This is a genomic window from Streptomyces sp. NBC_00872 (genome assembly GCF_045161915.1).
Taxonomy (GTDB): Bacteria; Actinomycetota; Actinomycetes; order Streptomycetales; family Streptomycetaceae; genus Streptomyces.
Genome location: NZ_CP108806.1, coordinates 424,811 through 436,853 on the forward strand (window position 1 = coordinate 424,811; position 12,043 = coordinate 436,853).

General features: G+C 66.3%; 9 protein-coding genes. 3 read left to right on the forward strand and 6 right to left on the reverse strand.

Annotated elements, in window-relative coordinates:
• Nucleotides 1-4: 4 nt before the first annotated feature.
• From OG214_RS01845 to OG214_RS01855, 3 genes are all read left to right on the forward strand, one after another.
• Nucleotides 5-556 carry a hypothetical protein gene (locus OG214_RS01845; protein ID WP_405983509.1) on the forward strand — a complete coding sequence of 184 codons (552 nt, stop codon included), beginning with the start codon at nucleotides 5-7 and terminating at the stop codon, nucleotides 554-556.
• Nucleotides 557-871: 315 nt separating this feature from the next.
• Entirely contained in the window at nucleotides 872-1,360 is a 489-nt protein-coding gene (locus OG214_RS01850) for a hypothetical protein (RefSeq protein ID WP_405983510.1), read from the forward strand.
• A 335-nt stretch (nucleotides 1,361-1,695) separates the two neighbouring features.
• Nucleotides 1,696-2,310, forward strand: a complete 615-nt coding sequence (locus OG214_RS01855; protein WP_405983511.1) for an SMI1/KNR4 family protein — start codon at nucleotides 1,696-1,698, stop codon at nucleotides 2,308-2,310.
• A 637-nt stretch (nucleotides 2,311-2,947) separates the two neighbouring features.
• Here OG214_RS01855 and OG214_RS01860 read toward each other — a convergent pair.
• The 6 genes from OG214_RS01860 to OG214_RS01885 all read right to left on the reverse strand — a co-directional run bounded on the left by OG214_RS01860 (nucleotide 2,948) and on the right by OG214_RS01885 (nucleotide 10,961).
• Entirely contained in the window at nucleotides 2,948-3,670 is a 723-nt protein-coding gene (locus OG214_RS01860; RefSeq protein ID WP_405983512.1) for a hypothetical protein, read from the reverse strand.
• Nucleotides 3,671-3,710: 40 nt separating this feature from the next.
• Nucleotides 3,711-9,044, reverse strand: coding sequence for a sacsin N-terminal ATP-binding-like domain-containing protein (locus tag OG214_RS01865; RefSeq protein WP_405983513.1), 5,334 nt, complete (start codon nucleotides 9,042-9,044; stop codon nucleotides 3,711-3,713).
• A gap of 273 nt (nucleotides 9,045-9,317) precedes the next feature.
• Nucleotides 9,318-9,716 carry a restriction endonuclease gene (locus OG214_RS01870; RefSeq protein ID WP_405983514.1) on the reverse strand — a complete coding sequence of 133 codons (399 nt, stop codon included), beginning with the start codon at nucleotides 9,714-9,716 and terminating at the stop codon, nucleotides 9,318-9,320.
• Between the two features lie 69 nt (nucleotides 9,717-9,785).
• The gene (locus OG214_RS01875) at nucleotides 9,786-10,031 is read right to left on the reverse strand and encodes a hypothetical protein (RefSeq protein ID WP_405983515.1); all 246 of its coding nucleotides are present in this window, start codon (nucleotides 10,029-10,031) and stop codon (nucleotides 9,786-9,788) included.
• A 43-nt stretch (nucleotides 10,032-10,074) separates the two neighbouring features.
• Nucleotides 10,075-10,749 (reverse strand): restriction endonuclease, encoded by a 675-nt coding sequence (locus tag OG214_RS01880; protein ID WP_405983516.1) that lies wholly within the window; start codon nucleotides 10,747-10,749, stop codon nucleotides 10,075-10,077.
• Nucleotides 10,749-10,961: a hypothetical protein gene (locus OG214_RS01885; protein ID WP_079033661.1), complete on the reverse strand. Its 213-nt coding sequence runs from the start codon at nucleotides 10,959-10,961 to the stop codon at nucleotides 10,749-10,751. The genes OG214_RS01880 and OG214_RS01885 overlap by 1 nt, the downstream gene beginning before the upstream one ends.
• Nucleotides 10,962-12,043: the final 1,082 nt, after the last annotated feature.

The following is a 12,043-nucleotide window of genomic DNA, read 5'->3' on the forward strand; positions in this document are numbered from 1 at the left end:
TCACGTGGCTGATGTGTTCGAGGAGCTCCTCGGGGAGCGTGAACGGTTCCGGCCTGCCCCGTCGACAGCGTGGCAGACCGTCGAGGAGTGGCTGAATCTAGAACTGCCGACCGACTATAAAGAGTTGGTAAATGGTTACGGTGACGCGATCTTCCTCGGTCATCTCTTTGTTCCGCACCCCCAAGGTGCAGACTCCCTTCTCACGTTCATGGAGGAGGAGCGCAAGGATTTCCATGCCGCCTTTGAAGATCTGCGTAGCTCGTCGGACGTACCGGATGATGTGTGGGCCCGAGTGGTTCCTTGGGCTTACCACGACTGGAATGGCGATCTCGCTCTTCTGATTCCACCGCTCAATGATCCTGGCTCGTCAGCGTCATCGGGGGACGAAGACTGGATGGTCGCGGTGGCTTACCGACAGTCCCCGGAAATCGAACTCTTTCCGGGCGGGATTACCGCTTTCCTAAAACAGATTCTCAAGGAAAGCAGGTTCCCTCGAGGATGGCCGTCGTCGAGGACCGAGAAATGGAAGTCCGTAGAAGGAAGTCCGCTCGTCTGACTGACGCGTTCAAGATGAATGACCAAGTACTCCCTTCCCTTCCTCAGTGGCAACTTGAGCCGAAGAACTGGGGCTATGAAAGGCGGGCAGAGGGTTACTTTCGGATTTCTTGCGATGCACAACGGAAACGATCCGGCGATACTGAACGAGATTAAGATGTATTCCGTCGGCAACAAGAGACAGCTCTTGCTCATGCTGCACTCGCACAGGACAACCCGGATGAATTTCGGCATCCACTGCGTCCGGCCATCGGCGGGCTCGTTCCACAATAACCAGACGGCGACGTACAAGTGCTGATGAGATAGGAGTGCAGGGATGCCGGAGCTGAAGGATCTGGAGCATCTACTGGGCCCGTCGCCGTGGGGATCGAGTGGACGCTCGTTCGGGGAGGCCGAGGCGGCGTGGGGGATTCAGTTGCCGCCCGATTTCAAGAGCGTCGGATTGTTTTACGGGGATGCTCTGATCACTGACTTCCTGTTTATCTGCGGACCGGAGATGCTGACCGAGAAGGGAGAGTGGATGAGCGACTACGTACGGCGAGGGAAATCACGCACCATTCCTCGACCTGTCCTCCCGGATCGTGAAGGAATGCTTCTGTGGGGACATACCATCGAGGGTGATCGTCTTTTTCTGGAAGACATGGGTTCGGGCGTGTGGACCGTCTCGGCCTTTCGGCGAAACTTGGGGGACTGGTACGAGTCGGGCTTGCCCATAATTGATTGGCTGGTCGGCGTGTTCGGCGACGAGGTGGCAAAGGACTGGATGCCGGAATGGCCGGACAGGCACTGGTTCGAAACTGATTGATCGACTGGAGAGGGATGACGAAAGGCACAGTAAATAGTAAATACTAATTGCACCAGGAGCAGCATCCCCTCCGTCTTATTTTTCGGCGCATTTCGGCAATGCCACAGGCGTGACCGGCCACGACGTCGGCAATGCACGTGCCGTGCGCTGCCGGGCCCGAGTTCGACGCCAACCGTGATCTCGCTCCGCCCAAGTGTCGTCCATTGGCGCGGGTGCCGTGCATGAACGCGGCACCCCGGGGCAAATCAGCAGGCAGCGCACCCGACACAGACGCCCGGCCGGCAGGCTCTGACCGGAGGTACGACTACCGGGACGGCGAATTGCCGTAAGATACGATGATCATGGACGCGGCAGATTATCTTGAGTCTCTCGTCGGTGTACTGGGTGAACCGCCGACACTTCATGCGTCCCCCTCAGCGTGGCAAGTCCTTGAGCGAGAGCTCGGATTCGAACTCCCGGAGGACTACAAGGCCATCATCGACGGGTATGCCCCCGTGCGCCTCAACGCGCACCTCTATCTTCTTCACCCCGCAACACACAGATGGAATCTTGTGCAGTGGGTCCGGGAAACAGTGGCCGTCTGGTCCGATGTCGAGTGGGACGACGAGCTGGAGGGCGACCCTCGACCGATTCTCGGAGTGGATGAGATCAGGTTCGGCGTCGCTCGAGGGCTGACTCCGCTCCTGGGAAGTGATCGTGGAGAGATCGTCTTCCTGGCACACGGCGCCCAGGGGACGGAGAGCTCCATCTTTGTCGAACGAGGTGACGGGGAGTTCCATCATTACCCCGTTTCCTTTGCGGAGTGGCTGTACAGGCACCTGGCGGGAGAGGACATGACAGGCCCGAACAGCTCTGTCTTCTATCCAGGCCCGGTCAAGTTCGTAAACCTGCCCATGTCGTCGGCCGACCCGGAGACCGAGTGGTTCGGACCCGACCGTAATTCCACGTGACCGAAAATGGGGAGAATCCTTCGGGTTGATCGATTCTATAGTGAACGGCTCCCGCGGAGCGTTCACGGCGACTCCTCAAACCTCGTCAGAATGAGCGTCGCACGTACTCAAAAACACCTGCGATATCCTCCCGATATCGGCGCTGCACACCTTGCTTACTGTCACCGCAGAGCCTTGGATCACGGCCTTGTGCCACGCGAGGAAGTCTGTGCATGGTGGGCTTTGCGAAACAGGTCAACACAATCCGCCAGGAACGCGAGAAAAAAAGAAAACCGCAGGTCAGGCGCCCTTCTTCATCGGTTCCAGGATCGCCACGCACTCGACATGGCTGGTCATCGGGAACACGTCGACTTCGAGGGGCAACCTGATACGCAACCGGCGTCAGGCCCACACCTTGTACTCATCAGCGAAGTACGGCCACGGCTGCCGGCCGGCTCTGCCCTTCCGAAGCAGCTGGTCCATGCCGCGCGCCCAGGCTTGCAGATCGCTAAGCTCCAGCATGAGCTGCTCGAGTCCTGCTCTAGCCATCGTGACCTGATGGCCGTGCCCTCGAATGACCATGACAGGCTGGGCTGTTTGCATCTCAGCTCCGCTCGGCAGTGCCCACTCAGCGTCCAACCCATGCTTGCCAAGCTCGTCAACAAAGTCGTCGGACGACAGTGTCACGGTGAAGACGAGAAGATCCGCGATGATGCCGGCACACTGCGCCGACTGGAGCGGATAGATACCCCACGGCACGGCCATGGTGTTGCGCGCCGCTGTCTCCGCTGCTGAAGCAGATGCGCTGTCCCGTCAGTCGCATACGACGCAGCAGTGCCGCGTATGCGGCATGGAACTGTCGGGCCGCTTCCTCCGCATCCCACCTGTTCCCAGCTGCCGCGATGTCGAGCGCCAGGAGCCCACGCTGCCCCGGCACGCGCATCGTCTTCAGCCCTTCCTGGTGGGCGCGGCCCAAGGCGTCACTCAGCACGGACATATGGGTGGCGTAGGGCACGCCGGTCTCGACGAGAACGGCCTTGTCCGGACCGGGGAGCGGCCCGCCAGTGTGCAGTGCCTCCGCCGCCAACCGGGTCCGTGTCAGTTGGGTGCTCTCCCGCCGCCTCGGATTCGTCTTCAGCTCGTAAAGGAGGATGTCCTGCTCGTCGTCGCCCCGATCACGGAACGCGGTCACGTCGCCGATACGCAGACAGTCGGTGATGTCATGCAGCAGTGCGAAGCACCTGTTCTCCATCCACTGCTGCTCCGCGAACTGGATCTCATGGACCGTGCCCTCCTTACTGAGGGTCATCGGCCCCGGTGGTTCGTGGAACTCGGCGGCAAAGTGGACCGAGGGCGGGCATGCGTGGATGGAGCGAGCCACCTCCGTCGTCCCACGGCCAGCCGGGCACGAACTTCTTGATTCAGCCAAGGTTGAATCGGAGCCTCAGCTGAGTGCTGACCAGTTCGTAGCCCGCGAGGTCGGGGGCGCCGAATGGGTTGGGCAGGACGGTGATGTTGCGGCGGTCGCGATCGAGGACGTGAGAGACGTACACGATGAAGTACGTCTCGTCCGGCTTCAGGCGAGACGCGCGTCGAACCTCGGATTCGCCGAGGATGATCTCGCCGCTGTCGCCGGTGGATGCCTTGACCTCGTAGAGGTAGGTCGTGTCGCCGTCGTGGATGAGGAAGTCGTAGCCGAGCCGGTCGTCCCCCGGCTGCGCGCCGGCGAGCCCGTGGACTCGCAGGCCGGACTTCCATGAGTCCTGTGGTTCGACCCCGAACTGCTCTTGCAGCCACGCGGCCACCGCCGCCTCCCCCGCAAGGCCCACGGCCAATGTCCGGTCTTGGTCGCTCGCGGGGACCTGGTACGAACCGCTGTACGACCTTGCACCGGACGACGAGAAGGTGCGTGGCTGCGGAATGCGGGGCGCGAGCGCCGTGGCGGACGTGGCCGAGGTGGCCCGCTGCTTAGGCGTGAGGTCTGCGGCCACCCCGCAGGCGAGCGCTGCCAGGTCGTCGGGCCGGGCCGACACGGGCCTGCCGTTCAGCATTACATGGGGGCCGGGTGCGGACCCTCCGTGTCCGCACCCGCCCGTGGCTCCGCCGGTGCTCCCCGCGGGCTCCGGGGGACGTGTCGCGGCCAGTCCGAGGTCTGCGCGCCGGTCTGATGGAGGCATGTCTTGGGGCCAGTGGCCGCGGGCCCTAAGCCAGGCGATCAATGCCTTCACGGACAGGACTTCGAAGTCCAGCAGGCCGTCGTCGTCCAGTTCCCGCAGGACGTCCTGGGCGGAGGGCAGCACCGTGGGGCGGCTTGCGGGATGGAGGCACTCCCATTCCTCGATTAGTTGCCGCAGCCGTGGTACCTGCTTGTGCACCGCTGTGCTGGATGCCTCGCGTACCTCGGCCAGCGGCCTCAGCGGGCGTGACGTCGACGAGGGTACTGGAAGCTGTTTCAACAGCCAGGCGTCCGCGTGGGCTTGGAGGAGTTCGTCGGAGAGATGCCACAGCGTCGTGTGCCAGGCCGGGTCCGGCGCGAGTAGGGAGAGGTCGCGCAGCTTCACGTACCCGGCCAGGGACCATCCAGACCGGTGGACGTCCCTATAGGCGTCCCTGATCCGCTCGGCGAGCGCGGGACGGTTCCGCTGAAGCCATGCCGCGAAATGCCGTTCATGCCGGTCCCTGTTGTCGATCTCCGGGAGGCCCAGGGCGCGCCATGCGCGGTTGGCGTCGGCCAGGGGCACGGATATGGCGCTCAGTTGCCGTTCCCGATCGTCGTCCTCCAGCAACCGCATGAGCTGTTCCGCGTTCGGTGCGCCGATCCGGTCGGTGAGCCAGGTAAGGAGGGCGGCGCGGTCGGAGAAGTCGTCGGCGTGTTGCCGCAGTTGTTCCGCGAGGTCGAGATCGAGGCAGGCGAGGAGGGGGACAAGCCGCGCGCTACCGGAACGCTGTGACGCCCGCTCGGCGAGGACGGCGTGCAGTTGGTGCGGCCGCAGGTCCAGGACGTCCGTGAGATCCTCCTCCGGGACGTGGTCGGTCTTCAGGCCGCGTTCCTCCAGTTTGGTTAGCGCCTTCCACAGCGGGTCTGCGAGGTAGGGTGCGCCGATGAGGGCAGCCACGGCGGGGGCGGCGGTGCGGAGCACTCGCCAGCCGGTACGCGGCTCGCTGTGCACGACGACCACACGGGGCCGGTCTGGGTGCGGGTGCAGCAGGGCTCGGTCCGCTCCGTGCTCGGTGAGGCGGTGGCCGGCGATCCAGAGGACGGCCTCGCCAGCCACGGTCACGTCGCAGCGATGCAGTAGGCTGGCCACTTCGGCCGCGGCCACGGGCTCCGGACGGGACGCTCGTTCCTCGTCGAACTCCACCAGGGCCGCGACCAGGGTGAGCAGCCAGGATCCCGCGTACTCCGTCAACGGCACGTGCGGTGCGTCACGGACGGGCAATCCGTCGGCGTGGATGTCGTGCGCGGCCTCGCCGCACCGCTGGACGTCGAACGTTGTCCTCCGTTGGAGGAAGGCGTGGACCCGGCCGCCCAGTGCCCTGTCCCGTACCGGGATCACGGGCACGGGGACCCGGTCCAGAAGGGCTCGGTTCTGGGCCCCGTCAGGATCCGGGACGAAGACCGTCTCGTCCGTCTCCGCCGGGTCCAGCGAGGCGAGGGCGCCAGCGCGGGTCACCAGCAGCCGGCGCGGCGCCGCGGGCTGCCCGCCGTTGGCGGTGCGCGTCCCGCCCTCCGCTGGCAGCAGCTGCGCCCACGCCTTTTCGTACTCCCGTCCGATCTCGTGTGCGAGTCTTCCTTCCCTGAGGTGGACGTTGGCCTGCACCAGGTCCGGCAGGTGGCGGAGCCGGTCGAGCGCGGTGCTGGCATCGTCCCAGGAGCGGATGCCGAGCAGGCCGAGCCGTGCCACGAGCTTGGCGGACCGCCTGCTGCGCAAGGAAGCCGGCACCACGCCGAGGAACTGGGGCGGGGGCTGCGTGCCGTGCCACCACCAGGCCGTGCTGGCGGTGGCGAACACGGTCCCCTCCGAGGTGGCGCTCGGGGCGGCCGTCTGCGGGATCCACGGTGCGTGGTTGAGGAAGGCGGACAGCGGAGTGGGCCAGGGGGTCCCGGTGGGATCGCTGTGGCGTACGAATTGCATCTCCAGCGCGGAGTCGCCCCAGGCGAACGCGAGGCCGTTGACGATGAGCTCCGCGTAGAGTCTGCGGTCCTCCTCGGAGAAGGCGGCGTAGTCGTCCTGACCAGGCAGCATGGCCGCGGCACGGGAGCGTGAGTGGTACTCCACGCTGATGTAGCCGACCGTACGCCGGTTCCGCCAGCGCTCGGCGCTCGTCCGCCACTGCGGCAGCAGATCCGGCCGGTCCGGGGCCCAGAAACGGGAGGGCCGGTTGAGGGCGTCTCCCCTGACACTGGTGCGGAAGGTCTCGTAACGGGGACGGAGGCCATGAGCGACGTGGTGCCGTTCGAGGAAGCGCCGCATGGCCTCCACGGGGATCGCGTCGCCGCACAGCTCGTCGGGGCGGACGAGGAGCCGTCCTTCCGTCTGGGTGAGCACGGGAGACAGTTCCCGGACGCGCTCCAGGAATCGGGTCAGGGTGTCGTCGACGGAGGAGTGCTCGGCGGGCCATCCCGGCCCGAACATGGCACGGCTCGCGTCGATCCAGCCGGCCCGGGTCAGTACGTGGAGATTCCCCAGGAAGGGAGCCCTGCGGCCCTCCGTCTCCAGGGAGTGGGAGACCGCGCAGGCGTAGCGGAGGCAGGCCAGCCGTACGCCGTTGTCCTCGCTGTCCGCGCTCAGTGCGGCTGCAACAACCGCGAGCACCCGGTCGGCGCCGTAGTCGTGGACGAGGTTCGCGGTCCTGAGCCACTTGCGGCCCTGGGCTCTGCGCTTGCGGCCCTTGCCGGACCAGGCGATGCCCTCGTGCACGAAGTGCAGGCGGTCGGACAGGCCGTCGGGCAGGGTCGGCAGGGAGCCGCCCTGCGGAGTGTCGCGGTCGAAGAAGACGCCGTCCGCGCCGGCCGGTGCCGTCGTCGACCTGGAAGTAATGACGATCCGCTTGCCGGTCAGGGCCGAGCCGTCGGGGAACGCCTGGGAGAGGTCGTAGTAGAAGTCCGCCCACCATCCGGGATCAAATGTGTCACGTACGGCGACCCCGGCGAGCCCTTCCGCCCACGACGCGAGGCGCTCTGCGGAGGGTTCGAGGCGCGTGCCCGCGCTCCTGGCCAGGGACGCCAGCCGCCGCAACCGAAGGGGGTGCAGATGCGGATCGAGGAGATCCATGACCCCCGTGGCGGCGACGGCGTGCGGGGTGAAAATCGTGGAGCCGTCCTTCCCTTCCCACAGAAGGGCACGGTGCAGGGAGGTGCGAGCCCCGGGTGTCGTTCCGATCGCCGGGATGAACGGCACGTGGGCGATGCCATTGTCTAGCCGTTGGAAGGCAGACGTCAGCCGTGCCAGTGCCTTGGGCTGCCAGCACATCAGGTCGACGAGCGCGCCGGGCGGAATCGGTGCCCGCCTGTCCGCAGCTGCGAGCACCGCGCGGCCGCACACCTCAGCCACTGTGTCGAGCAGCAGGCCGTTCCATGGCACCGCCTCGTTGAACGAACGACGGTTCATCTCCGCGAAGAACGGTGCGTGGACATAGCCGCGGACGGGTGCCGGGATCTGCTCGCCCATCGGTAGGAAGGCGTAGAGCCGCCCGTCCCGTAGGGGATCGGCGACCGGTACGGCGACCCGTACCTCGGCCTTCTTCTCCCAGGCCATCCAGTCGCGTCGCATCCCGCTCTTCTCGATCGACGCGGCGAGCGCCTCCCGGGCGCGGTCCGGGTCGGCCTTCCCACAGACGACGATCAGACGCATCCGCCGACGCAAGGTGACCTGCTGCACCTTCAGGCCACGGGCGTGGTGCAGCACCTCTACCTGACGGTCATACGTCCTGCGCCGGGTCTCCCCCGCGGCCCGCCACTCCAGCCGGACACGTTCCAGCCGGTCGAGGAACAGCTCGAACGGGGCGTTGTCGTCCATGAGTTCCCGCACCTGCGCCCCGGCGGCCGAGCGCGCGTCGGCTGACTTCAGCGGCAGACGGATGACGGTGACAAAGCCCCGGCGCGCGAAGCCTTGGACGGTCTTCGGCGGCTCCTCCAGGAAGACTGGCACCTTCAGCGTGAGCAGGTTCTCCTTCAAGTAGTCGGCGAAACCATCGCGTTCGGGCGCCACCTCCCGGGCGAGCGCGTCGTAGTCGTCGAGCCGGGCGAACCGGAAGGTGAACCCGTCGAGGAGCCGGGACCCCTCCCTGGCCACGCTGTAGACCTCGGGCGCGTCGCACAGGTGCAGCACGCTCTTGAAACCGACTCCCTTGTGGCCGATCCCGGCGTCGGCACGCTTGCTGGAAAGGGCGATGCTGCACAGGTCCTTGAAGTTCTTGCCGCCGAACGGCTTGCCACGATTGGCCACATAAAGGGTGCCATGCTCACCCTCGTCCTCGTCCAACCGGATCTCGATGCGTCCGTCGGTGGCTCTAGCCGGGTGCGCGTCGTGCGCGTTCTGCAACAACTCGATGAGCACCCGGCCCTCGTACTCGGGCGCGATGATCGTCTCGGCCACGGCCTTAGCCTCGCGGGCCGCGTCACGGCCGTCGTCCCAGTCCCGCAGACAGCCGCGCACCTCGACCAACGCCTTCTCGTGCACACGCCTGCGCACAGCGGCCGACCGGCGCTGCCGCGCACGCTCCGCCGACGGTCGCCAGCCCCCCGCTGCCATACCGCTGCTCCCCACCCCGTGCGCCTCCCGCCCCACTCTGCCGGTGATCCTACTGAGCGCGAAGGAGCCTTGAAGGGCGTTTGACACCGGCGGCCCTGTGGCTCCGTAGCGTGCCCGTTTGATCAAAGCGCTCGTACGCTGCAAGCCAGGTAGCGGGCAAGCGGATCCCGACGCGGGCCCATTGGGTAGGGCCTTCCGGACTGATCCCGAGAAGGGACCGCCGACGGATAGGCGGGAGCTCCCGAGACTGACTCTGCTGCGTGTGCGCTGGCGTCAGTGTGTCGTGCTTTGGATGCCGAGGACGTCGTAGAGGTGCTCGCCGTGGGCCCATCGTTTCAATTGCGGGCGGCTCATGAGGATGAGCTGGTGATGCTGGGCGAAGTCGATCGCCGGCTGCATGAAGCCGTTGAGCGCGATCATGATCGGGAGGTCGGCTCCGTGGTGCGGGCGGGCTGTCCCGTTGAACTTCTGCACGTGGCCTGACCCGACTGGGCTCTGATACTGCTTGCACTGCACGATCAGGAGGCGGTCTTCGTCATCGCGGGCAGTGATGTCCACGCCGAGGTCACCGGCGCCCCCGACCCGCTTCGGACGCCGGAATCCGTCACGGGCCAGGAGATCAGTGCACGCCTGCTCGAAACCCGTCGCGCTCATCGACGAAAGCTGCTTCATCTTGAAGGTCAGCGCGTCCGCTTCGATCGCATCGCCAGAGGGAGCGGCGAACGTGTCGTCCGCGTTGGCCTAGGTGTTGGCGCCGAACAGGAATGACAGGATTCTGCCGAGCAGGAGCAGCATGGGCAGTCCGCCGACCACGAAGAGCCCGGTCCACCACGGGTGATCGGCTATCAGCCCCCACAAATCTACGGTGATCCACTGGCCGACATCCTCGGTGAGCCACTCCCAGAGCATCTTGCCGACGGCCAGCGCGATGACCGCATACAGCAGGAACTTCAGCAGCGGGTCGAGCGACCCGTCCTCATCGAACACCACACCTCCAGACGTCTTGGGCAGCGATCACGATCTTTGCCAGTCATGCCGCACGCCTGAATCGGCTCGGGCGGGAGCGCGCGGACAATCCGAGGAGCTCGTGCAGAGCGGCACCGTCCTCGGCCCAGCGCCGAAGCTTTTCCCGGTCGATCCAGTGGACGCCGTGCCGGTCGCCCCACGCCATGGCATCGCGGGTGAAGGCTCCGTTGGTGACGACGACAGCGTGATCGGCTTTGTGGACCGGCCCGGCCGTCCCCTTCACCGCGTACATCACAGCTGAGCCCACCTTCCCGCCGACGCGGGTGTGCTTGGCCTGCACCACGATCCGGCCGCGCTGCGGATGGTCACCGATGACGTCGGCGGCCTGGTCGCCACCGCCACCCACTCTGCGGGCCGGCCAGCCGTCGCCGACCAGCAGATCCCGCAGGGCGTACTCGAAGCGACGGTCGTCCATGGTGTCGAACTCCGCGAGCGTGATCCGCAGAGTGGCCAGCCGCTCCTTCTCCCGACGCCGCATCGTGGTCGCCTGCCTGATCCGCCACGCCGCGACGGCTCCCGTGAGCAGAGCGAGAGCCAGCAGGGCAGGCCAGGCCGCCTTCAGTGTGCCGACCGCGGTGGCCGCCGTCCGCGCCACCAGGACGAGCACAGCCAGGGCGACTACAGCCGCTGCGACCAGTTCCGCGGCACCGCGAGGGCGCCGCAGACGTATCCGTCCCATCAGCGGTCGGCCGTCGCGCTGGCCGCCGGCTTCGGATCCGTCGGCGGTGTCGTGGCGGTGGACTCACTGAACCCGAACACCTGCCCCCACAGCCACACGCCGGCCAGTAAGCCGGCAATCATCCAACCGCTCATGCGCTTGGCGCTCCTGGGCTTCGGATTGCGACGGATGTGACCGCGTACCCGGTGGAACCCGTCCGGCACCTTCGACATGTTTCCCCCTCCCGTCGGTGGGCCGCGGAGCGCGGCTCATCCCAACACAAGGGTGTAGCAGTGGGCACTGACAGCAGCTGATGGGTCATCACGGCGCTACGCCCCGGTCGAGTCGCCATCAGGCCAGGAGGGCCCACACCGTCAGGCCAATTCACGGGGCAGCGAGCCTGAGGCAGCTCAGCTGGGCGAATGCCCTTCTCAGCTCCCAAGCGGTTCACCATGGCCCTTCCGCCAGCCCTCACGCGGCGCGTGACCGTCCGTCTCTCACCTGCGGAAACAGCCCCGGTCACGCCAAGCGGAGCTCTGCCGACGAATGGCGAAAAGCAGCGGAAGCGCACTCACAGCCATAGTGCGCCGGCGCCGCCCCTTCAAGCCGTGGTTCTGCGACCATGACCCGGGGGCGTCACAGGGTCGGGAGGCACTGGTAGGCACTGATCAACCCGCCGCCGCGACGCCTCGGCCAACCGAGCCCCCACGGGACGAATTCTCAACGCGGTGTCGTCGCGGTCCTGCGAGGACAGCGCCACGGTTGTAGGGCCGGGCCGAAGAAACCGCCGCTGGCCTCCGCCAGCGCCGGATCCAGCTTTGGTGCAGCCCGGTCAGGACAGTCTTCTGCGGCCCGTCGTCGCCTCTCGAAGCAGCGCCGAGGCCGTCATCTTCGTACAAGCGCAACATGCGAGCAGCGCTCATCACCACGAACCAAGATCCGGGCCATACCCGGACCAGCCGTCCGCAGCTTGTGGCGATCGAAGCTGTTTTCGCTGGTCAAACTGCATCTGAGCCGTGTACCACCAGCAGACGAAGAACCTGCTGGTGAGCTACTCGCCGAAGAAGCTCGACTTCTTCTAAACGCACGGAAAAAGGCGCCTGACCAGGGCAGATGCCCGTCAGGCGCCCTTCGCGGCGCGCACCTGAGCGGCGAGTCGAAACGCTCTCCTACTCCCGATATCTCCCACCGGTATCGCGCCTCCGACCAGCAGTTCCGGGGCGTTCCCGGGCCAAGGTCCCGCTGACGCGCCCTCCACATCGTCGGCCGGCTCCTCCCATCGCCGTATGGACTGCGGCGGCCCGCGATGTCGTCA